Genomic DNA, 23079 nt, shown 5'->3' on the forward strand with positions numbered 1-23079 from the left:
CCCTCTCTCAGGGGGTGAGACGCACAAGCCGGAGCGGCCCGGTTAGTTTCATGAACGGGAGATAAACAATTGATTATGTGACCTTAATGTCACGAAATTGCCTCCGTTCACCGCGCAATCGTGCGGATCGGGCGATAAAATGCCGGAACGATTTTCAACATTCCACCACGTTGACGGCCAAACCGCCGAGCGAGGTTTCCTTGTAGCGGCTTGCCATGTCCTCACCGGTCTGACGCATGGTTTCGATCACCGCGTCCAGGCTGACGATGTGGCGGCCATCGCCCTGGAGCGCGAGATAGGCAGCGTTGATCGCCTTGACCGCGCCCATGGTGTTGCGTTCGATGCACGGGATCTGGACGAGGCCACCGATCGGATCGCAGGTGAGGCCGAGATTATGTTCCATGCCGATTTCGGCGGCGTTTTCGATCTGGCCGTTGGTGCCGCCCAGCACGGCGGCCAAGCCCGCTGCGGCCATGGAACAGGCGACGCCGACCTCCCCCTGGCAGCCCATTTCGGCGGCGGAGATGGAGGCGCGCTTCTTGTAGAGAAAGCCCATCGCCGCGGCGGTCAGCAGGAAGCGGCGCTCGCCGTCGCGAGCCGCGCCGGGCACGAAGCGGCGATAATAGTGCAGCACCGCCGGGATCACGCCCGCCGCGCCGTTGGTGGGCGCGGTGACGACCCGGCCGCCCGCTGCATTTTCCTCATTCACCGCCAGCGCGAACAGGCTGACCCATTCGAATATCTGCGCCGGACCCAGCGCATCCTGTTGCAGCCGCAGCCGCTGGTGAATGGCGCGGGCGCGGCGGCGGACTTTAAGGCCGCCGGGCAGCAACCCTTCCTGCTCCAGACCGCGGTCGATCGAGGCGGTCATGGCGTCGATCACGCTGTCGAGGAAGGCGTCGGTTTCCGTCTGTGTCCGCCAGGCCCCTTCGTTGCGCAGCACCAGCGTCGCGATCGACAAGCCGGTCGCTTCGCCCTGCGCCAGCATTTCCGCGCCGGAGGAGAAGGGATAGGGCTGGACGACATTGTGGCCGAGCGGCGCAGCATCATTAGTGAGCGTTGCGCCAGGCAACACTGCGCCGCCGCCGATCGAATAATAGTCGCGCACCAGCGGGTCTTCGCGCCCGTCGATCCAGGCGGTGAAGCGCATCCCATTACTGTGCGCTTCCAGAAATTCGCCCATGCGGAAGATGAGGTCGCGGGCTTCCTCGAACGGCAGCCAGCGATCGACGGCGCTGCCCGCGCGGATGCGGCCGTCGGTGCGAATGGCGGCGAGGATCGCGGGAATGGCGTCGGGATCGACGCCTTCGGGGCGATAGCCCGACAGGCCCAGCAGGATGGCGCTGTCGGTCGCATGGCCCCGGCCGGTCAGCGCCAGCGAACCGAATAATTCGCACTGCACCCGCTGCGGCTGGGCGGGCAGCGAGTCCATGAACATCAGCGCGGCGCGCATCGGGCCGACCGTGTGGGAACTGGACGGGCCGATGCCGATGGTGAACAGGTCCGTCACGCTGATCGCGGCGGCGACATCGATCCGGCTCTTGGTCACATCAATAATCCTTGGAAACCCGCACGTTGGCGCTTTCGCGACCCAGCGTGGAAATGGCGCCGAGCAGCGAGAGCCAGCGCGTCACCTGATATTCGATCCGGGTGGCGCTATAGCCCTGCCCGTCGGTGATCAGTTCGACATAGGTCTTGCGCGTCAGATATTTGCCCGCCGCGATCGATGTGCCCTGCCCCTGGGTCGGATCGGCCGCGATGATGCGGAGGCGATCAAGGCCCGCCGCCTTGCGCACCGCGTTGATGGGATCGAGGCCGCCATTGCCCTGGAGCGATCCGACGGCGGAGGCGAGTTGCAGCGCTTCGGGTGCGGAGAGGTTGGTGATCGACGTGCCGAACAGGATGCGCGACAGCAATTCGTCCTGCGGCAGCGCGGGAACGCTGGTGAAGGTGATGTCGGGTTTGAGGCCGGTGCCGCCGACATGGATGGTGGCGCTCAGGTCGCTGACGTCCGCTTCGGCGCTGATGTCGAGCGTCGGGTTGACAGGACTCCGGCCGTCGAACTGGATATTGCCTTCGCGCAGTTCGAAGCGACGGCCGGCAAATTCATAGCCGCCGCGCACCAGTTGCGCCCGGCCAGCGATGGTCGGATTGGTGACGGTGCCGCCAAGGTCGAGGTCCGCGCGCCATTCGCTGTCCAGGCCAAGGCCGGTGACGGTCAGGCGATTGCGCGCCCGCGCCTTGATCGCCAGCGCCCAGGGGACGTTGGTGCGCGGCCGTTCGATCTCGTCACCGCGGCGGTTGACCTCTACCACCTTGAGTTCGGGGATTTGCGCCACGGCGGCGGCGCGGCCCATGGTGAAGCGGCTTTTGTTGAGCACCACGTCGCCGCCGATTGTGCCGCCCACGCCGTCCGATCGCAAGGTGATGGGACCAGTCACGGTCGCGGCGATGTCGTCACGCTCCAGCAGTGCGGCATTGTCGGCTTGTAACGCCAGGTCCATGCCCACGCCGGCGATGCCATTGAAGGTGAAGCGGCCGGTGCCATTGACGGTGCCGCCATTTTGCGCGGTGGCGGCGAAGCTGGAGATGACCAGTTGCGCGCCGGAGAAGCGACCGCGCGCCTTGACGCCTTTCAACTGCATGCCGGTGACCGGGCTGTTGATCGCGGCATTGTCCGTCGCGAAGGTGCCGGTGATGACTGGCTCCCCCACTGTGCCGCGCATATCGGCCGACACGCCGACCATGCCCGCGATGTCGACGATCTCCACCCCGGTCAGCCGCCAGAGCGTGTCCGCGGTGCCGTTGAAGCGCAGCTGGGCGAAGAAGGGCGCACGGTTGAGGCGCGCAACCAGACCGCCTTCGGTTCCCAGCGGGTTGAGCAGCGCCTGCGCCTGGCCGATCGTCTTGCCGTCGGCGACGAAGACCATGCGGGTGGCAAGCCGTTCGCCGGTCAGCACGGCGTTGACGCCGACATCGACCGGGCGGGAACTGAGCGAGAGGCCGGAGCGAGACAGGCCACGGATGCGCAGTTCCGCCTTGCCGCTGGGCAAGCCGCCGCGCGGCTGGGCGTAGCTGAGCGACCCGGTCGCCATGCCGCCCAGTCCCAGATTGTCATAGGCGATGTCGAGCAGGGACAGCGGCAGCTTCTGCATCCGCGCCTCGATATGGGTCGCTGCGCCGCCCAGTTCGCCCGCTAGTTGCAGCGATCCGCCGGCATAGGCGATGGTCGCGGGCGACAGGCGCCAGCCATCCTCCGCCCGCGTCAGCACGGCAGGCCGGGTCAGGCGGATCGGGCGCTTGTCGATCGTGCCGCCGGCGGTCAGACGGATGCGATCGGGCTGGACGTCCGCCTCCCCCTGCAAATCGAACAGGCGGCCGCGCTGGCCCGACAGGCTGCCACGTATCTTGCCCTTGCCATCGACCAGGTCGGCATTGGCGGCGAACCGGCCGAGCAGCACGCCGCCGACGCGCAAGCCGCGCGCCTGTGCCGTCGCGGTGACGGTAGTGCCGGTCGGATCGAGCAGGATGGTGCCGTCCAGCGTGCCGCGCCGCACCTCTATGATGGTCGGCCCTTCGAAGCTGGCGTCGCTGGCGGTCAGTTTGAGCTGCACCTGCTGATTTTCGCCCACCGGCTTGAAATTGATATAGCCGGTGACCGGTCCCAACACGCTTAGCTGGCCGTCCAGCCCGCCGCCAATGGGGCGGATGTCGCCGCTGGCGGTGACGCCCGACACGGCGAGGTTGGCGACCCGCACCACCGCCTGCCCGCCCAGCGGCAACAGGATGACGCCCCGGCCGGTGAAGGGGCCGAGCGTCGATCCGCCGGTGGCGGTATAGCTGTAGCCATTGGCGTCGGGAATCAGCTTGGCGTGTACATCGCGCAGGCCCAGGGCGTCCATAGGCCGGGCCAGTATGACGTCGATGGTCGGCTTGTCGATCAAGCCGTCCAGCGTCAGAACCACCGGCCCATAACGGCCGTGGCGGCCAACGCCCTCCAGATGCAGCGACTGGTCGCGATAGCGCACGCCCTGCCCCGTCAGTGTCAGCAACGGCGATTCCAGTCGCAGGTCGCGTAGCCCCAGATCGCCGTTGGGCAGCAGGTCCAGCCCGCTGCGCACGGTCGGCAGCCCACCGCCCAATGTCCGCAGAAATTCATTGTCCAACCGCCGCACCCGCGCCAGCACGTTTCCGGACAGGCCAAAGCCGCCATCGGCGCGCGGCATGGCGCGCAGCTTGGACGTCAGGTCCACGATGCCGAAGTTGGGGATGAAGAGATTGGCGATCTGGCCGTCCAGCCCGGCATCATAGCGGCCGGTCTTCAGGTCGGCGATCACCACCAGCTTGCCGCGCAGCTTGTCCGATCGCAGCTGCATGGGATTGCTGACGATCTGCTGCCCCTTGACCTGGAACACGCCATCAAGCTGGAAATTGCGTAATATGCCCGCGACCAGATCACCCTGCCCATCCACGCTGCGCGCGCGCAGGCGCAGTGGGATGACTGTTGGACCGTTGCGCGTGGCGCGCGCCTTGCCCTCCGCCCGCAGGTCGTTGATGATCGCCCGGTCGATGGTTAACTGGCGCGCGGTGAGCAGATATTCATAGCCCAGCGCTGCAAAAGCGCCGTCCAGCCGGATTTTGGCCGCGACGTCCCGGCTCCGCACATCCTTGAGCAGCGCTTGCGGCTGGGTCAGATTGACGTCGATCCGCATATTGTCGAGCGCATTGTTGCGCAGGTCGATCGCGCCGTCAGCGGCCAGATCGACTGCGGCCGAGCGAAGCGAGAGACGGCCGTCGATCACCCGGTCTATCATCGTCCCGCTGGCCCGCACCGACAGGCGCGGCGCAGCGACGCGGCGGAACAGGCCGTTGCCGGCGATCGCATTCGCCTCCACCGTGCCGCGCGCCGAATAGGCGCCGCTGCGGGCGGCGAGCACGGCATCAACGACAGGCGCGCCGTCCAGCGTGGCGGACAGGCGACCGTCCCACTGGCTCCAACTGCCCCTGCCGCCGATGCGCAGATTGGCGTCCTGCTTCAACCCGGCCATGGCGGCCAATAGGCCCGATTTGGGCGCATTGACCGTTACATCGAGTTTGAAGCGATCCTCATCCGGGCGACTGTCGAGCGCGATGGTCAGGGCGTCGCTGCCATCGAGCGTGCGCGCCGTCAGATCGATGATCGCGCGGCCGCCGCGGATATCGGCGTCGCCCGCCATGGTCGCGACCTGCGCGCGGCCGGTGACGGATGGCGCGATTGCCAGTCGGCCGACCGAAAATTCCATCAGCCTTATGTCGAAACCGGGCAGGATCGGCCCGCGACGCTGGGTCGGGTTCAGCTTGGGCAGCTTGTGCAAGGTCGCGCGCGGGATCACCAGCCGGTCGATGTCCAACCGGTTGGACAGCCAGGCGAAGGGCCACCAGTCCAGCTCGACCCGCGGCGCCTCCAGAAACTTGCCCTTCGGATCGGACAGGATGAGGTCGCGCAGCACCGCCTTGCGATAGATGCTGCCCTCTATCCCGCCGACCTGGATGCGCAGGCCCGACGAGGATTTGATTCCCGCGATCCGCGTGGCCAGGAAGCGATGCCCGCCGCCAGTGTCGAGCCACAGCAGCGCGCCCGCCACGATCACGACCAGCGCCGCCAGCAGCCCTGCCAGCCAGCGTTGCCAGCGCCCGTCCCAGGCGCGGCGCGGGCGCGGCGGCTGGACGACCGGGTCGGCGGGGGCGTCGTCGGCCATCAGAAGGCCTGACCCAGCGAGACATAGACGGCGATCTTGGGATCGCCCGACTGCGGGTTGAGCGGGGTGCCGACATCGACGCGGATCGGGCCGAAACTGCTGTAATAGCGCACGCCCATGCCCGCGCCGATGCGCAGGTCGCGGAAGCGCGGCAGGAAGGTGGTGGAAATATTGCCGGCATCGACAAAGGGCACGACGCCGAAATTGCCAAAGCGCACCCGCGCCTCCAGCGAAAATTCGGCCAGGCTCTTGCCGCCGACCGGATTATCATCGTCGCCAAAGCGCGGCCCGATCGCCTGATAGCCGTAGCCGCGCACCGACGCGCCGCCACCGGCATAAAAACGCCGCGACGGCGCGATCTGATCGACGGTCGATCCCAGGATGGTGCCGAAACGCGCCCGCGCGGCCATGACCAGCTTTTGGCCCACCGGCTGGTAGACGCTGCCGTCCAATTGCACCTTGGCATAGCCGAAGGTGGTGTTCTGGAACGACAATTCGGGGCTGATCCGGCCACCCAGGCGGAACCCCTTGCTGGGGTTGAGCAGGTCGTCGCTGCCGTCATAGGTCAGGCTCAAGGGGATCGCCCCGATCAGGAAGGTGCGCCGCGCACCGCCCGAAAAGGCGTCCGCTTCATCCGACGCCACCAGTTCGGCGCCGACCCGCCACACCCAGTCCTTCTGGAACAATATGTTGGTTGTCCGCTCCAGCCCGCCTGCAACGGTGATGGTGCGCGCATCATAGGCGTCGCGCCGGATGTTGCTGACCGACAGCAGCCCGGTCAGCACATTGTCGCGCCGGTGGAAATTATTGCGGCGATAGGTGGCGGACGCCGTCTGCTCCTGCGTGCCGAGAACGCCACGCAGCGTCAACGCGCCTTCGGGCGGGAAGAGGTTGCGATGCTGCCAGCTGATTTCGGCGCGATACCCCTCCCCCGTGCCATAGCCCAGTTCGCCCGCGATCGTGCGCAGGGGCGCGGGGCGAACATCGACGTCCAGGTCGACATGCTCGCCATCGCCCGCCTCGACCGGCTTCAGGCTGACCGACGAGACGAGGCCGGTGGCGACGATGGCGCGGCGCAGATCCTCCACATCGGACGCGTTATAAAAATCGCCCGGATCGAAGCGGGCGATTTCTTGCGCATGATGGGCATCGAACAGGCGTTCGTCATCCATACGGATCGCGCCGAACCGGCGGAAACCGCCCGGCGCGACGATGATGTCCAGGTCACCCTTGCGCTCCTCATGGTCGATCCGCACTTCGGGTTCATCCACCGTGGCGAAAGGAAATCCGCTTTCGGACAATTTGATCGCCAGCGCGTCGCGCCCGGCCAGGATGACGTCCGCATCGACCGGATCGCCGACCTTGGGCGGAAAGGCGGCGCGCAGCCGCGCTTCCTGCCCGGCGGTTTCGGCCAGGCCGGTGACGTCCACCGATTCCAGCAGATATTGGGTGCCGGGTGTGATGTCGAAGGTGACGGCGAGCCGGTCGCTGCCCGGCGGTGGCGCGGCGACGGCGCTACGGATGCGCGCGGCATAATAGCCCTTCGCGCGCAGCAGCCGGTCGAGCAGTTCGCCATCTTCCTTCATGCGCCGGTTGATCTGGGCGAGGTTGGCGGACCTGCCCTGCCCCAGACGCAGCACCGAGAGTTCGTCGAAACGCAAGGTGAACTGCGCGTCGGCGATCGCATCGATACCGCTCAGCAGTACGGTATAGCGCCGCTCTTCGCCCGCATCGGCGAAGGTTACGGCGTCGTCCGCGGCGGCGGGGGCGGTATCGGCGACCGCCTGGGCATCGGACGTGGTTGGGTCCGGCGGGTCGCCGGGCTGCGCGGCAGTATCGACAGGGTCTTGCGGCAGCGGCGCGATCGTATCGGGCTTGCCCATGTCGGGCCAGTCGACGCCGATGTCGGGCATCGCATCGAGCGTCTGTTCCGGCGCGACCGCCGCTGGTTCCTGCTGCGCACGCACGGCGACGGGCGCTGCCAGAAGCAGCGGCGCGAGAAGGAGCCGGGCGGCATGCGGGCGGCCTGAAGAGCGGCGTCGTATCCGCAAACCATCGGTCATGGCGCCGGTCTAGACCAAGTGCGGGCGCGAACGCCAGCCCCAGAAGGAAGCCAACGCAGCCAATTGCAGGACAATCGTCAGAATGCGGTGTTCAACCGGTCCATCAGCGCGCGCGCCGGGCTGACGCCGACGGTCGCGGCGGAGCTGGTCATCGTGTCCAGCCGGTCCTGAAGCCGGGCGACGCGGTCGTAAAGTTCCTGGCTCGCGTCGATCAGCGCGCGGGCGGCGAAGGGGAAACCGCCGGCCAGATCAGCTTCGGTATGCGATGCGCGGCCCAGCCGATATTTTTCGTCCGACAGATCGACCTGCTCGATCTCGCCCCGCTGCCACGCGCGCTGGCTGAGCAGCCAGGCGATGATGTGCATCAGGCGGGTCGTCACCTTCAACGATTCGCAGGCGAAGGCGACCCGGCGCAGCGGATCGTCCACCCCATCGTCGAGCGAGGCGCTGCCGTCGAAATAGGCACGCGCCTCGTCCGCCATGACCATGGCTTCGAGATAGAGTCCATCGACCAGTCGCCGGTGGAGGCCAGGATCAAGAAAGGCGGCGCGTTGCATCGGATTGAGCTGCCATATTTTTGCAACCTTGTCAGGCCCGTTGCGCCGGTCAGGACACCCTTTGTCCCATTTGTGATCGGTTAGCGCGCCGTTAACCAAAAATGCCGTTTGGATGCCCGGCTTTCAGGCGATGATGTCGGGAACCAGCGCATCTTCCAATATCGCAATCTCGTCGCGCAGGCGCAATTTGCGTTTCTTGAGGCGGGCGACCTGCATCTGGTCGCCACCACCGGCGATGACCAGCGCGGCGATCGCGCTGTCGAGGTCGCGATGCTCGACCCGCAGCAATTCCAGTCGGCGCATGATGTCTTCCCGGCTCACCGCGCCTCTGCCTCCACTTCGTTCGTCTCAACAGCGTCTGATAACCCGCCCTGACGGCGCGGACCATCGCAAATTTTCATGCAGTCCGCCGCAAAGCCCGAATCCGGGCGAGACAAGCCATCCGAATCATGATTTATTTGATGGTCCATAGTCCTCGTAAGGAGAATGTCATGGAAAATAGCCACATTTCAGCTCTTTCAGCCAAGCATGCCGGCCTTGAAGCCCGAATCAAGACGGAATCGAGTCGGCCCATGCCCGACGCTATATTGGTGGCCTCGCTCAAAAAGCAGAAATTGCGGCTGAAGGAGGAGTTGGCAGCCCAGCACTGATCGCTGGCGCAACGCTCTGGGAGGAGGTCAGGACGCGGCGGCAAAGACCGCCCGTCCGGCCGCCTCGACCGCCTGGAATATCCGGTCGCAGGACAGCAAAAAGCCCCGCAGCCGACAGGCTGGCGGGGAATTTTTATGCCGTCTAAAGAAGAAGATCAGCGGCGCTTTACGCCGTGCTGCGTGGTGCGCAAATAATCCGGCACCAGGGTCTGCTGCGTCGCAGCGGCACCGACCGGCTTGCGCGCCAGTTGCGGATCGATCGGCTCGTCAAAGGCAAGGCCGATCTTGTCTTCGCGCGACCAGGCCACCATGCCGGTCACCTTTCCGATGCCGCGCAGATCGCAGATGATCTGAATGCCGGCAGGGACCGCCCGTTCGCAATCGGCCATCAGGCCGGTCGCGGACAGATTACGGACGCGCGCCTTGCCCAGCGGCGCGCCTTCGGGCGTACTGAGCGTGGTCAGCAGGAACAGGCTGTCGCGCGGCGCGGCGCGCGCCGGTCCCCGGTCCGAAATATCCTGATCGTCGTCCATGCAAAAACCCAAGGTTGGAAAGCGGTGAAGGCCCTCATCCTAACCGGCGGGTGATGGAAAAAGCGTTAATCGTCGCGGGAGATTTTTTCCTGCCGCTCGTGACGCTCCTGCGCTTCGACCGTCATTGTCGCGATCGGGCGCGCTTCGAGGCGACCTAGCGAAATCGGTTCGCCGGTCACTTCGCAATAGCCATATTCGCCATCGTCGATACGGCGCAACGCGGCGTCGATTTTGGAAATCAGCTTGCGCTGGCGGTCGCGGGTGCGCAGTTCGATCGACCAGTCGGTTTCGCTCGATGCGCGATCGTTCAGGTCGGGTTCGCGCAGCGGTTCATTCTGCAACACCGCCAACGTACCTTCTGACTCAGTCAGTATCTGCTTCTTCCAATCCCAGAGACGCTGGCGGAAATATTCCAGCTGCACCGGGTTCATAAACTCTTCGTCGGACGACGGCCGGTAATCGGCGGGAAGTGCTACTGTCGATTTTGGCGGCTTATCGCCGTCTTTATCGGAATTCAGGACCGATGCCATCTGGCTCTCCGACTCGTAAGGCCCCGGCGCTTGAATGTTCCGGGCGCCCAAACTTGATTGTGCCCGCCTCATAGCCATGGCCGTGGACCGACACAAGCGGGCAATCTACGGCTCACCGCTTGCTTAGGGCCATTTTTCATACGCATGACGGCGCTTGTCATCGAGTCTCTGGAGAAAGGCGGCAGCGCCTCGCGACGGCTCTGTTCATTCAGCATTGGGCGGCCAGTCGTTTCATAGTGGGACGTTAACCATTTCCCTTCAACCAATGGCAGCTTTTCCCTCGACTTAGACATGATATTGAGGGTTAACGGGATTGCAGTTAACCCTTTCTTTTGCGTTCATGCGCATAGGAAGTTCCCGTCAGCCCATCTCTGGAAATCCAGTGAGGGGTGCGGGGGTAACAAGAGAAGAGTAGATCCTATGTCGGTACGGATGGCTTTGGCAAAGTTGTGCGCCTGCACTTGCGGCGGGGCGATCATTGGCGGCGGTGCCGTCCATGTCGCAGAAAATGCACGGCCTGCGGTGGTGCACAGCACCAAGAGCATGAAGGCTGCGCCCAAGAAGCGCCTGGCCGTCCGCACCGTGCAGCGCAAGGTCGTGCGGACCGTGCAGGTCACGAAGCCGCAGACGGTGACGGTCGTTACGCAGGCTGCGCCCATTCCCCTGCCCGCGCCGATGCCGATGGCCGAAATGCCGATGATGTCGGGCGGCGGCGGCGCGGTGCCGGTTGTGATGGGCGGCGGCGGCGGCTTTGGCGGCGGCGGGTTCATCGGTGGCTTCTTCGGCGGCGGCGGTGGCGGCAGCGGGGGCGGATCAGTCGTGATCTCCTCCACCAGCAGCTCGACCGGCGGCATCAGCAGCTCGACCAGCTCGACCACGGGCGGCGTTTCGACCTCCACCGGCGGCGTTTCGACTTCGTCGGGTAACGTGTCGACCTCTTCGGGTAATGTCTCCACCTCTTCGGGTAATGTCTCCACCTCGTCGGGCAACGTCTCGACGTCGTCAGGCAACGTCAGCAGCAGCTCGTCTTCCTCGTCCAGCTCCAGCTCGTCTTCCTCCTCCAGCTCGTCGTCGAGCAGTTCGGGCGGATCGAGCGGCGGCAAGCCCGGCAAGCCGGACCATCCAGGTTCGAGCGGCGGTAGTTCGGGCAGCAGCGGCTCCAGCGGCAGCTCAGGTTCCAGCGGCAGTTCGGGATCGAGCGGCAGTTCGGGTTCGTCATCCTCGTCCAGTTCGTCGTCCGGCGGCTCTTCCTCGTCGGGCGGCTCGTCCAGCTTCGGCAGCACGGGCAGCACCGGATCGAGCGGCAGCTCGGGCAGCAGCGGCAGTTCGGGGTCGAGCGGCAGCTCTTCCTCTTCGTCCAGCAGTTCGTCTTCCAGCAGCTCGAGCGGGGGCTCGGGTGGCAGCACGGGGGGCACCGATGTTCCGGCGCCGCCCATGGTGCTCCTGTTCGGCGCGGCCGCCGTGGCGCTCGTCGCCCGCCGTCGCTTCGCCGAACGCAAGGTGCAGGCCGCGGCTTAATCGCAGCGCCTGCCACAAAAAAGGGGCGGCCCCGGCATCGGGCGCCGCCCCTTTTTTCGTTTTGCGCGGGAAAGGTCAGGCGGCGGCGATGATCTTCTCGATCTCCGGCACCGGATGGTTGGTCAGATCCTTGGCGATCTCACCGACCAGGCGGCTTTGCACTTCCTTGTGATAATGTTTGCGCATCTCGCCCAGCGCCGTGGGCGGGGCGACGATTATCAGCTTTTCATAATCTTGCGCAAAGGCGCGACGCTTGAGCAGGTCGGCGGCTTCGGTGGCGAAACGCGCTTCTTCCAGATCATGGAAGTTGGTCTGTTCCATCGAGCTTTGTCGACCGCCCATGGGGGAGGAGGAGCGGCCCGCCGCATCGGACGCCTGGTCGCGATCGGCCGGGTTATCCTGCACCTTGACCTCTTCGGCTTCCAGTTGGGGATAGGCCGCATCGCCCTTGTTGCGGAAGAACAGCATCTTGCGGCCGTCCGCCACCAGCACCATCGCGTCATGTTCGATCTGCATCGCTCGATCCTTTTGCTTTTGATTAGTCCGGCACCAACGAACGAGCCGTGCGCAGGGTTGCGCGGCCCGTCGCGCGTCGGCATAGGACTGCCCCATGCACGATATCCGCTTCATCCGCGAAAACCCCGCCGCCTTCGACGCCGGTTTGGCCCGCCGTGGCCTTGCGCCGCTCTCCGCCGAGATATTGGCGCTGGATAAATCTCATCGAGAATTGATCGTGGAGATTGAGCATCTGCAAGCCGAACGAAAGCGCCTTTCCGCTTTTGTCGGTCAATTGCGCGGACTGGGCCAGCATGAAGAAGCGATGTCCTTCCAACAAGATGCCATCGAGGTCAGCAAAAAACTAAAAGATCTAGAACCTGAACTAGATAAATCGAAGGGCGCGCTGACCGCGATGCTGGCCGCGATCCCCAACCTGCCCGTCGACGATGTGCCGCAGGGCGCGGACGAGGCGGACAATGTGGAGGTGAGCCGCTGGGGCAGCCCACGCGATTTCGACTTTGCGCCGCAGGACCATGCCGATTTCGGCCCGGCGCTGGGGCTGGATTTCGAGGGCGGCGCGAAGCTGTCGGGCGCGCGCTTTACCGCGTTGCGCGGACAGATGGCGCGGCTGCATCGGGCGCTGGCGCAATATATGCTCGATACCCAGACGGGCGCGAACGGCTATGAGGAGGTCAACCCGCCGCTGCTCGTGCGGGACGAGGCACTGTTCGGGACGGGGCAGTTGCCCAAATTCGCCGAGGATCTGTTCCGCACCACCGACGGCCGCTGGCTCATCCCGACCGCCGAGGTATCGCTGACCAATCTGGTCGCCGACCAAATCTTGGCCTTAGACAGCCTGCCGATCCGCATGACCGCGCTGACCCCCTGTTTCCGGTCCGAGGCCGGTTCGGCGGGGCGGGATACCCGCGGGTTCATCCGCCAGCACCAGTTCGAGAAGGTCGAACTCGTCGCGATCGCGAAGCCCGAAGAGTCGGAGGCCGAGCATGAGCGCATGTGCGCAGCGGCCGAGGGGATATTGCAGGCGCTGGGCCTGCCCTATCGCAAGATGCTGCTGTGCACCGGCGACATGGGCTTTGGCGCGCGCAAGACCTGGGATCTGGAGGTGTGGTTGCCGAGCCAGGCCACCTATCGCGAGATCAGCTCCGTCTCCAACTGCGGCGACTTCCAGGCGCGGCGCATGAACGCGCGCTACAAGCCGGAGGGCGAGAAGCAGACGCGGTTCCTGCATACGCTCAACGGGTCGGGGCTGGCGGTGGGGCGGACGCTGGTCGCAGTGCTGGAAAATTACCAGCAGGCCGATGGCAGCGTCACCGTGCCGGATGTGCTGGCACCCTATATGGGTGGGATTACCAAGCTGGCGCCGAGGTAAGCGTCTGCCCTTCGGGCGCGCGTGCCCGGAGCAGCATGACACTATCCTCGCCGACCTTGTCGTATAGATTCATCGGAGCCGTCATGGCGTTCCCCGGCGAAGGCCGGGGTCCAGTTCTACGCTCTGGACTGGACCCCGGCCTTCGCCGGGGAACAACGTGTAGCAAGCGAACGAGAGATATAAGACAGCGAGTGAGACAGTTGTAGCACATAGACTATTTTGCTTAGTTGGCTAACTAATGAAAATGGATTTGCGCGCGGTCTTAGCCTGAAAATGCTGGAAACCATGGCAGGATCGGATACACACGGCGCGATGCAGCGCCCGTCTCTTCTGATCCTGCCGCTCGGCTCGCTTATGCTGGCCGCCTGCATACCCAATCAGGGGGAGCGCGCCGATCCTGCGCCCACGCCGCCGCCGCAGATGGGCGCGGATGCGTCGACCGTCGAACTGGCCGAAACGCAGCCGGTCTGGACCGCGCAGCAGGTGGTGGCGAACGCGCGCACCGTCCCCACATCCACCTATGTCGTGCAGCCGGGCGATACGCTGCGCGGGGTCGGCAACCGCACCGGTGCAGGATCGGAGGCGATCGCGCGCGCCAATAGCCTGACCGCCCCCTATGCCCTCCGCGCTGGGCAGACGCTGCAAATCCCCGGCGGCCGCTATCATCTGGTGGCGGAGGGGGAGACGGGCATCGCCATCGCATCGACCTATGGCGTGGCGTGGAGCCGGATCGTCGCGGTCAATGGTCTGAGCGAACCCTATATGCTGCGGCGCGGGCAGCGGCTACTGCTGCCCGGTGACGCCCCGGCCCGCGCGCCGGGCATCGAACAGCGCGCCGCCGCCTTTCGCATCGACATTGACGATGTGCTGACCGGCGGCCAGCCCGCCGCGGCAGACAATGCGCCGGTCGCCGTCGCATCGAGCGCGCCGCGCCCCCTGCCCTCTAACGTGCCGATCGCCCAGCCTGCCCGCCTGTCCGGCAGTTTCGCCTGGCCGCTCAAGGGCGTAATCCTGTCACGCTTCGGCCCCGGCGAAAGCGGCGCGAAGAATAATGGCATCGATATTTCCGCGCCCGCAGGCACGCCGATCCGCGCGGCGGCCGATGGCGTGGTCGCTTATGCAGGCGACAAGGTGGCGGTGTTCGGCGGGCTGGTGCTGCTCAACCATGGGGGTAGCTGGGTCAGCGCCTATGGCCATGCGTCGCGCGTCGATGTGGTGCGCGGGCAGAAGGTGACGAGGGGCCAGGTGATCGGCCTGGTCGGCGACACCGGCTATGCCAGTAAGCCCAAGCTGCACTTCGAATTGCGCAAGGACCGGGTGCCGGTGAACCCGATCGGCCAGTTGCCCCCGGCATGAGGATCGACCAGGTCCGCCCGACGATAGGGACGGCCGGGTTCCTGCGCCGGCGATCGTCCATGCCGATGTGGGTGGATTTGGTCTGGCGCGTGGCGCTGGTGTTCGGGTTGATCGCGCTGGTGCTGCTGCTCCACTGGGTCGGGCGCGACGGGCTGAAGGATAATCTCGACAATGAGATCAGCTTCGTCGATGTCCTCTATTTCACCACCGTCACCGTGACGACCGTGGGCTATGGCGACATCGTGCCGGTCAGCCCGGAAGCGCGGCTGTTCGAAGCGCTGCTCGTCACCCCGATCCGGCTGTTCGTCTGGCTGATCTTCCTCGGCACGGCCTATAACCTCTTCCTCCGCAACATTTTCTACAGGTGGCGCATGGCGCGTATTCAGGCCGATCTGCACAATCATATCGTCGTCACCGGCTTTGGCACCAGCGGGCAGGAAGCGGTGAACGAACTGCTCGCGCGCGGCACCGACCCGCGCGAGATCGTCGTCATCGACGGCAGCGACAAGGCGCTGGAACTGGCCGAAGCGCTGGGGTGCAACATATTGTGCGGCGATTCGACGCGCGACCGGACGTTGAAGGACGTGGCGATCCATCGCGCCCGCAGCATGATCGTATCGGCGGGGCGCGACGACACATCGATCCTCATAACCCTGACCGCCCGCCATCTGGCCCCGCGCCTGCCGATCAGCATCGTCGTGCGGAACGAGGATAATGAACTGCCCGCGCGGCAGGCGGGCGCGACCACGGTCATCAATCCGGTCAGCTTTGCCGGGCTGTTGCTGGCGGGCAGCACCAGCGGCCGGCATATCGCCGATTATATGGCGGATCTGGCCGCATCGGGCGGGCGGGTGAAGCTGAATGAGCGACCTGCCCTGCCAGAGGAGATTGGCGGGCCGCTGTCGGCCATCGGCACCGGTCTTGGCGTGCGGATTTATCGCGACGACCGACCGATCGGTTTCTGGGAGGACGGGGCCAAACGGCTCCAGAACGGCGACCTCATCATCGAGATCACCGAAGGCGATGGTGACGCGCCGACGGACGGTTCCTAGACGCCGACGAAGCGAAGCATTTTGTTGCAGAGCAGCAACATATTGTAAAATTCGCGCTACATGTCCTCCACGCCAGCGCCAGCGTGATTGCTATACTGTTGTAAAACGCAAACACTCCTTCCCAGACCCGTGTCAGATGGGTCGCAGATAAGGGGTGTAACATGCGCTTTAAGAGTGCCTTGCAATGTGGCGTTGTGCTGTCCGTCGTCGCCTGGACCGTTCCCGCCTTCGCCCAATCCGTCGAACCGCAAGCCGAAGATGGCGCCGCGATCATCGTCACCGGATCGCGCATCCGCCGCGACCCGCTGGATCAGGACAAGCCGATCGTCACCGTCGACCAGGCGTCGATCGCGCGCACCGGCCTGACTTCCATCGCCGACGTGCTGCAACGCATCCCGAGCGCGGCGGGTGGCCTCAATACCAAGACGAACAATGCCGGCAATATCGGCGGCCCGCCCGACGGCACCGGCGTCAGCTCCGGCTCGGCCGAAATCGACCTGCGCTATCTGGGCGCCAAGCGGACGCTCGTGCTGGTCGACGGGATGCGTTACGTCAACGGATCGGCGGCGGGCGGCATCCCGGCTTCGGTCGATCTCAACACTATTCCGCAGAGCATGATCGAGCGGGTGGAGGTACTGCAATCGGGCGCCTCCCCGCTCTATGGGTCGGATGCGGTCGCAGGCGTGGTCAACATCATCACCCGCCAGTCGCAAAAGGGCCTCGACATGTCGGCCCAGTTCGGCACCTACCGTCAGGGCGACGGCCACACCTATGACATCAACGCCAGCTACGGCATCCAGGCCGACCGCGTGTCGATCGTCTTTGGCGGCAATTATGTGAAGCAGGAAGGGGTCAGCACCGCCGACCGTTCCATTTCGCAATGGCCCGCCGCGGGCGGTAGCAGCTGCGCCGATGGCGGATGTTCCAGCGCCACGCCCAATGGCCGCTACGACGTGCTGGGGCAAAGCCTGACGCTGAGCAATCCGATCATCGGCCGCGCGCCGGTGGCCAGCGATTATCGCGCCTATAGTTCGGCGACCGACTCCTTCAACTTCGCGCCTTTTAATTATCTGCTGACCCCCTCGGAACGCTATGGCGCCTTCCTGAACGGCAAATTCGAATTTTCCGACGCCGTCAGCCTGCGCACGCGGCTGGTGTACCAGCATCGCGAATCGACCACGCAGGCGGCGTTCCTGCCGCTGTTCATCGGTCCGGATGCGGGCAACGGCAATCTGCTCGACACCATCTCCGTCGATGCCAGCAACCCGTTCAATCCGTTCGGCGTGACCCTGTCTTCGGGCGCGAATGGCACGCCTGCCAACTATTCGACCATCCGCCGCCGCTTCGTTGAGGGCGGACCGCGTATCTTTAGCCAGGAAGTCGATACGCTGACGATGGCGGCGACGCTGGAGGGTACGTTCGATATCGGCGACCATAAATGGTATTGGGACGTCAACGGCAGCTATGGCACCAACAATGCGCACCAGACCTTCACCGGCAACCTGAACGCCGCCAGGCTGGCCCAGGCACTCGGCCCGGTCGGCGCCTGCACAGGCGAATGCGTGCCGTTCAACATCTTTGGCGGGGCCGGGTCGATCACCCAGGCGATGCTGGACTATGTGACCTTCGATCAGCGCGACCGCAGCGAACAGGAATTGTGGGACGCGACCGCCAACCTGTCGGGCGACCTGTTCGACCTGCCCGCCGGTGCGGTGGGCTTTGCGATCGGCTATGAGCATCGCGACCAGCAGGCGTCTTACACGCCCGACCCGATCATTGCCGCGGGTCTGGGCGCGGATGTCCCGACCAGCCCCGCGCGCGGCGGCTTCAACGTCGATGAATTTTACGGCGAACTGCGCATTCCCATTCTCGCCGACAAGCCCTTCTTCCAGAAGCTGGAGCTGAACGGCGCGGTGCGCCATTCCAACTATAGCAGCTTTGGCAGCAACACGACCTACACGGTTTCGGGCCTGTGGAAGCCGACCCGCGACCTGTTACTGCGCGGCGGATACGCCGAAAGCCTGCGCGCGCCCAGCATCGGCGAACTCTATGCCGGTCGTTCGCGCACCGACGCGACGATCAACGATCCCTGCACCAATGTAGCGGGCAGCGCGTGGCAGACCAATGCCACGGTCCGGGCGAATTGCATCGCCAATGGCGTGCCGGCCAGCGGCAGCTATGCCGAACCGCAGGGAGGCCAGCTTGGCGTCTTCTCGCAGGGCTTTACTGGCCTGAAACCCGAAACGTCGAAGACCTGGACCGCAGGCGGCGTCTACAGCCCCGCCTGGGCGCGCGACAGCTTCGCCAGCCAGTTCAGTATCGAGGTGAATTATTACACGATCACGCTGAAGAACGCGATCGACTCGGTCCCTGCGTCGCTTACGCTCCAGCGTTGCGCGTTCGAGGCCGATCCGATCAGTTGCGCCGCGATCACCCGCACCGGCAGCGGCGCGGTCGCGGGCATCAACGGCGTGCTCCAGAACCTCAACGCCATCGAAACCGACGGCATCGACGGCACGCTGACCTATCGGTCGAAGATGGTCGGCAACGGGTCGATCGGCCTGAACGTCAACGCCGCCTATCTGCTGAAATATAACATCAAACCGCCAGCGGATCTGGGTGCGCCGACGATCAAATGCGCAGGGACCGAGCGGTGCGGATCGAGCGACCAAGCCTATCCGCACTTCAAGGCGAACGCCACGCTCGACTATTCGACCGAGGGCTATGGTCTGTCCTTCACCGGCCGTTATCTGAGCAAGGTGACCGAAGGCGACGGCAACGTCATGAAGGCAACCTTCTATGGCGATATTCAGGCCTATTTCTCGCCCGACTGGATGGATCATCGCACCCGCCTGACCATCGGCGTCAATAATGTGTTCGACAAGGATCCGCCGCTGTGCGGCACCTGCGACGGCGCGAATTTCGACACGACCAGCTATGACGTGCCGGGGCAGTTCGGCTATCTGCGCCTGTCCTACAAGATGTAACGGACCGGCGGCTATTATTGGGAAGGGCGCGTCCGATGGGCGCGCCCTTTCTCATTTTCGCAGCACTCGTGACATTCGGCGCAAAAATCCCTATGTGCGCGACCATCATGGCAACCAAATTTCCTGACGCGCCGAAGATCGGCATGGTTTCGCTCGGCTGTCCCAAGAATCTGGTCGACTCCGAACGTATCCTGACCAAGCTGCGGTCCGACGGCTATCAGATGTCCGCCGACTATGCCGGCGCCGACGTCGTGCTGGTCAACACCTGCGGCTTTCTCGATTCCGCCAAGGAGGAATCGCTGGAGGCGATCGGCGAGGCGATGGCCGAAAATGGCCGCGTCATCGTCACCGGCTGCATGGGCGATGAGGCGGATTTGATCCGCGCCAAATTCCCGCAAGTGCTGGCCGTCACCGGCGCGCATCAATATGAGCAGGTCGTTAATGCGGTGCATGATGCGTCGCCGCCGGTGCCCAACGCCTTTGTCGATCTGGTCCCCGAAGGCGGCCTCAAGCTGACGCCGCGTCATTACAGCTATCTGAAGATTTCGGAAGGCTGCAACCATCGCTGTTCCTTCTGCATCATCCCGTCCATCCGCGGCGACCTGGTGTCGCGGCGGATCGACGCGGTGCTGCGCGAGGCGGAGAAACTGGTTCAGGCGGGCACGAAGGAATTGCTGGTCATCAGCCAGGATACATCGGCCTATGGTGTCGATACCCGCCACGATCCGCGCCAGTGGAAGGGCCGCGAGGTGCGCGCGCACATGACCGACCTGGCGCGCGAACTGGGGCAGTTGCGGACGGCCGAGGGCGTCGCGCCCTGGGTGCGGCTGCACTATGTCTATCCCTATCCCCATGTCGATCAGGTCATTCCGCTGATGGCCGACGGGCTGCTGACGCCCTATCTCGATATCCCGTTCCAACATGCCGCGCCCAGCGTGCTGAAGGCGATGAAGCGCCCGGCCAACGAGGCCAAGGTGCTAGATCGCATCCATAAATGGCGCGCCATCTGCCCCGACATCACGATCCGGTCGACCTTCGTCGTCGGCTTCCCCGGCGAGACGGAAGCGGATTTCCAATATCTGCTCGACTGGCTGGACGAAGCGCAACTCGACCGCGTGGGCGCCTTCCGCTTCGAGCCGGTCGAGGGCGCGCCGGCCAATGCCTTGCCGAACCCGGTGCCCGAAGCGGTCAAGGAAGAGCGTTACCAGCGGATCATGGAAAAGACCGCCGCGATCAGCGCCGCCAAGTTGCAGGCGAAGATCGGCCGGGTGTTGCCCGTGATCATCGATGAGGTGGGCGAACCGGACGAGGAAGATGGCAGCATCGGCGCGACCGCACGCAGCCAGGCGGATGCCCCGGAAATCGACGGCAACGTCTTCCTGCGCGATGTCGGCGAAGGGCGAAAGGCGGGCGATATGTTCGACGTCGTGATCGAGGATGCCGACGAGCATGATCTTTACGGGGCGCCTGTTCAGGACTGAAACGCGATAAGCCCGGTTCGTAAATTACGACATGTGTTCCCGCGAAGGCGGGAACCCAGTTCAGACGGCGGGACTGGGTTCCCGCCTTCGCGGGAACACATTCAGTTTGAGCTACAGATTACTCCGCCACAAACCCGTCCTGATACTCCGTCTTGATCGCCTTGCGCATCGCGGCATCGACTGGCAGCGGCACGTCATAGCTGCCCTCCGCATAGGGTCCGGCGCTGTAAGGCCCGACGATCACGGTGATGCTGTCGATCAGTTTGCCGTCCTTCGACGTCGGCACCAGCACCTGTTCCATAGGGTCGATGCATTTGGTAAATTCATCGTCGCCGCGCACCACCGGCTCGCCCCGCTTTTCCGCGCGCTGCTTGTCGAGCGCCGCACAGAAGGGTTCGCGGATCGCCGCGGCGAAGGCGGCAGGCGACGTCATCACCGCCTTGACGCTCGTCTCGCGCTTGCGCGCCTTGTCCCATAGCAGCGCCTCAAAGCCGGTCATGCCGTGCGCGCCGCCGGTATAGACATAGGTTTCCGATTGCAGCGCCAGGAAACGGGGCGTGTCCGCCGCGACGCGCCACTGGGTTTCCAGGCTATGCGGCCGGAACGGAAAGCCGGAGTCCTTGGCCGCGGCGCTGTCTTCCCTCGCCATGGCGAGCGCATCCGCCTTGGACGAGGCCCGATCCTTCGCGAATTTTTCGACCAGGACGGGCAGCGCCGCGGCCTGCGCCGGATAGGCATAGGAAAATTCGAGGAAAGGACTTTTGTCCTTTTCGGCAAAGGGTTTGGCCGCTGGCGCAGGCGCTTCCGCACCAACCATATTCCCGACATAGCGAGACGCCGCCGCATTCGCCGTAGCGTTGCCGCTGCCATTGTCCTGCGATGGTGTGCAGGCGGCGGCTAACAGGGCCACCGCCGGAACCAGTCCCTTCCCCCGCATCAATGCGCCTTCGCTGCGCGGCAGCGTTCGCCGACCGCTTTGCGTGCATAATCGCTGTCGAGCGCCTGCCCGGCATTGGGCCAGCCTTCCGCGATCAATGCCTGCTGCACGGCATGGCTGTTGTCGAATTTGCCGGTTTCGGCCAGTATATAGGCGCGCGCCCTGGCAGCCTGAAGGCCGCGATCATCACCGTGAATCATCGTCCATCTCCTTTTATCTATGCCAGCGAATCTAGGCCCGCCCGGTGCGCAGCGCAAATGAAGAAAGGGCCGGACGTGCCGGGTGCGCGATGAAAAAATTGCGCTTTCCTTGACCGATCCCTTTCCCTTACACCCGCGCAATGACCGATTTTTCCGACCTGCTTAAAGCCGACAACCAGCAACCCGCCCGATCGATCCAGCTTGTCGACGCCAAGGGCCATGACGCTTGGCTGGCGGCCCAGCCGGCGCCGGTGCGCGCCATGGTCGCGGCGCAGAAATTCAGGGGCCAGCCCCATGACGTCGCGATCTTGCCGGGCGAGAAAGACGATGACTGGTCGGTAGTCGCAGGGGTCGCCCATGGCGAGATGCTGGGATCATGGTGCCTGGCGCGCGCGGCCGAAACCCTGCCCGAAGGCGTCTATCGGCTGGCGCAGGGGTCGGCCGGGGCCGCGGCGCTGGGGTGGCTGACGGCGCAGTATCGCTTCGACCGCTATCGCCGCGATGATGCCCCCGCCGGCGCGCGCGTCCTGCTGACAAGCGATGTCGCGCGGATAGCGCCGACGGTGCAACTGGGCCAAGCCGTCGCGCTGGTCCGCGACCTGGTCAACACGCCCGCCGCCGACATGGGACCGCCAGATCTGGAAGCCGCGGTGGAGAAGGTGGCGGCTGCCTTTGGCGCGCGCGTCACGACGACGCGGGGCGATGCGCTGGAACAGGGCTATCCGATGATCCACGCGGTCGGCAAGGCGGCGGACAAAGCCTTCGCGCCGCGCCTGATCGAATTGCTGTGGGGCGATCCCGCCGCACCCCGCATCGCGATCGTGGGCAAGGGCATCTGCTTCGACAGCGGCGGGCTGGACATAAAGCCCTCGTCGGGGATGCGCCTGATGAAGAAGGATATGGGCGGCGCGGCCCATGCGCTGGCGCTGGCGCAGCTCATCATGGCGGCGCACTTGCCGGTGCGGCTGCACCTGCTGATCCCGGCGGCGGAAAATGCGATCGCGGGCAATGCGTTTCGCCCCGGCGACATATTGCGCAGCCGCAAGGGGCTGAGCGTCGAGATCGGCAATACCGATGCGGAAGGGCGGCTGGTGCTGGGCGATGCGCTGACCCGCGCGGGGGAGGACAAGCCGGAACTGATCGTAGATTTCGCGACCCTGACCGGCGCGGCACGGGTGGCGGTCGGCCCCGACCTGCCCGCTTTGTTCGCCAATGACGATGCGCTGGCGACCGATATGGCGGTCGCGGGCGGCGAGGTGGACGACCCGACCTGGCGACTGCCGCTATGGGATGGCTATGCCGATATGTTGAAGTCCGATATCGCGGACCTCAACAATGCGGGCGAAGGTGGCTTTGCCGGCGCGATCACCGCGGCGCTGTTTCTCAAGCGCTTCGTGCCCGACAATACACCCTGGCTGCACCTCGACACCTTCGCCTGGCGCCCGTCCGCCAAGCCCGGCCGACCCAAGGGCGGCGAGGCGCTGGGGCTGCGCGCGGTGTTCCGTCTGCTGCAACACCGTTATGGGCGGGCCGGATAGGCGCTGCAATTGCGTCGCATCCGTTACGCAACCGGATTGGGAATGGTGCGT

18 protein-coding genes are annotated in these 23079 nt (G+C 65.0%); 7 read left to right on the top strand and 11 right to left on the bottom strand.

The genetic code is table 11. The features are described 5' to 3' along the window. Positions 1 to 154: 154 nt before the first annotated feature. The 5 genes from HHL08_RS06860 to HHL08_RS06880 all read right to left on the bottom strand — a co-directional run bounded on the left by HHL08_RS06860 (position 155) and on the right by HHL08_RS06880 (position 8661). The gene (locus HHL08_RS06860; protein ID WP_169571780.1) at positions 155 to 1549 is read right to left on the bottom strand and encodes an L-serine ammonia-lyase; all 1395 of its coding nucleotides are present in this window, start codon (positions 1547 to 1549) and stop codon (positions 155 to 157) included. Between the two features lies 1 nt (position 1550). Continuing rightward, complete coding sequence (locus HHL08_RS06865) at positions 1551 to 5738, bottom strand: translocation/assembly module TamB domain-containing protein (protein WP_169571782.1); 4188 nt, start codon at positions 5736 to 5738, stop codon at positions 1551 to 1553. Next, on the bottom strand, positions 5738 to 7801 hold the full coding sequence (locus HHL08_RS06870) for an autotransporter assembly complex protein TamA (protein ID WP_169571784.1): 2064 nt from the start codon (positions 7799 to 7801) through the stop codon (positions 5738 to 5740). The genes HHL08_RS06865 and HHL08_RS06870 overlap by 1 nt, the downstream gene beginning before the upstream one ends. Positions 7802 to 7878: 77 nt before the next feature. Beyond that, positions 7879 to 8358 (bottom strand): DUF1465 family protein, encoded by a 480-nt coding sequence (locus tag HHL08_RS06875; RefSeq protein WP_169571786.1) that lies wholly within the window; start codon positions 8356 to 8358, stop codon positions 7879 to 7881. Positions 8359 to 8481: 123 nt separating this feature from the next. Next, on the bottom strand, positions 8482 to 8661 hold the full coding sequence (locus HHL08_RS06880; RefSeq protein WP_169572263.1) for a YdcH family protein: 180 nt from the start codon (positions 8659 to 8661) through the stop codon (positions 8482 to 8484). A gap of 188 nt (positions 8662 to 8849) precedes the next feature. Between HHL08_RS06880 and HHL08_RS06885 the strand changes: the two genes are divergently transcribed. Continuing rightward, positions 8850 to 9008, top strand: coding sequence for a YdcH family protein (locus HHL08_RS06885; RefSeq protein WP_169571788.1), 159 nt, complete (start codon positions 8850 to 8852; stop codon positions 9006 to 9008). A gap of 155 nt (positions 9009 to 9163) precedes the next feature. On the opposite strand, the gene HHL08_RS06890 is transcribed toward HHL08_RS06885, so the two are convergent. The 4 genes from HHL08_RS06890 to HHL08_RS06910 all read right to left on the bottom strand — a co-directional run bounded on the left by HHL08_RS06890 (position 9164) and on the right by HHL08_RS06910 (position 12105). Further along, complete coding sequence (locus tag HHL08_RS06890; RefSeq protein ID WP_169571790.1) at positions 9164 to 9541, bottom strand: PilZ domain-containing protein; 378 nt, start codon at positions 9539 to 9541, stop codon at positions 9164 to 9166. Between the two features lie 65 nt (positions 9542 to 9606). Continuing rightward, positions 9607 to 10071 carry an RNA polymerase-binding protein DksA gene (dksA, locus tag HHL08_RS06895; RefSeq protein ID WP_169571792.1) on the bottom strand — a complete coding sequence of 155 codons (465 nt, stop codon included), beginning with the start codon at positions 10069 to 10071 and terminating at the stop codon, positions 9607 to 9609. 338 nt (positions 10072 to 10409) lie between these two features. Continuing rightward, positions 10410 to 11507, bottom strand: a complete 1098-nt coding sequence (locus tag HHL08_RS25525) for a hypothetical protein (RefSeq protein WP_235954971.1) — start codon at positions 11505 to 11507, stop codon at positions 10410 to 10412. Positions 11508 to 11664: 157 nt separating this feature from the next. Continuing rightward, on the bottom strand, positions 11665 to 12105 hold the full coding sequence (locus HHL08_RS06910) for a host attachment family protein (RefSeq protein ID WP_169571793.1): 441 nt from the start codon (positions 12103 to 12105) through the stop codon (positions 11665 to 11667). Positions 12106 to 12199: 94 nt separating this feature from the next. Between HHL08_RS06910 and serS the strand changes: the two genes are divergently transcribed. The 5 genes from serS (at position 12200) to rimO (ending at position 20353) form a co-directional block, all read left to right on the top strand. Continuing rightward, positions 12200 to 13477, top strand: coding sequence for a serine--tRNA ligase (gene serS / locus HHL08_RS06915; protein WP_169571795.1), 1278 nt, complete (start codon positions 12200 to 12202; stop codon positions 13475 to 13477). Between the two features lie 312 nt (positions 13478 to 13789). Continuing rightward, positions 13790 to 14833: a M23 family metallopeptidase gene (locus HHL08_RS06920; protein WP_169572265.1), complete on the top strand. Its 1044-nt coding sequence runs from the start codon at positions 13790 to 13792 to the stop codon at positions 14831 to 14833. Further along, entirely contained in the window at positions 14830 to 15885 is a 1056-nt protein-coding gene (locus HHL08_RS06925; protein WP_169571798.1) for a potassium channel family protein, read from the top strand. Before HHL08_RS06920 ends, HHL08_RS06925 begins: the two co-directional genes overlap by 4 nt. Before the next feature lie 161 nt (positions 15886 to 16046). Beyond that, positions 16047 to 18872, top strand: a complete 2826-nt coding sequence (locus HHL08_RS06930; RefSeq protein WP_169571800.1) for a TonB-dependent receptor domain-containing protein — start codon at positions 16047 to 16049, stop codon at positions 18870 to 18872. A 92-nt stretch (positions 18873 to 18964) separates the two neighbouring features. Then, the gene (gene rimO, locus HHL08_RS06935; RefSeq protein ID WP_206377762.1) at positions 18965 to 20353 is read left to right on the top strand and encodes a 30S ribosomal protein S12 methylthiotransferase RimO; all 1389 of its coding nucleotides are present in this window, start codon (positions 18965 to 18967) and stop codon (positions 20351 to 20353) included. A gap of 118 nt (positions 20354 to 20471) precedes the next feature. On the opposite strand, the gene HHL08_RS06940 is transcribed toward rimO, so the two are convergent. Together HHL08_RS06940 and HHL08_RS06945 are read right to left on the bottom strand one after the other, a co-directional pair. Beyond that, entirely contained in the window at positions 20472 to 21290 is an 819-nt protein-coding gene (locus HHL08_RS06940) for a DUF4163 domain-containing protein (protein WP_169571804.1), read from the bottom strand. Beyond that, the gene (locus HHL08_RS06945) at positions 21290 to 21490 is read right to left on the bottom strand and encodes a hypothetical protein (protein ID WP_169571806.1); all 201 of its coding nucleotides are present in this window, start codon (positions 21488 to 21490) and stop codon (positions 21290 to 21292) included. Before HHL08_RS06945 ends, HHL08_RS06940 begins: the two co-directional genes overlap by 1 nt. Before the next feature lie 140 nt (positions 21491 to 21630). Here HHL08_RS06945 and HHL08_RS06950 point away from each other — a divergent pair, with 140 nt between their 5' ends. Then, complete coding sequence (locus HHL08_RS06950; protein ID WP_169571808.1) at positions 21631 to 23028, top strand: leucyl aminopeptidase family protein; 1398 nt, start codon at positions 21631 to 21633, stop codon at positions 23026 to 23028. Positions 23029 to 23079 lie beyond the last annotated feature (51 nt).

It is taken from the genome of Sphingobium psychrophilum, assembly GCF_012927105.1.
Classification (GTDB): Bacteria; Pseudomonadota; Alphaproteobacteria; order Sphingomonadales; family Sphingomonadaceae; genus Sphingobium; species Sphingobium psychrophilum.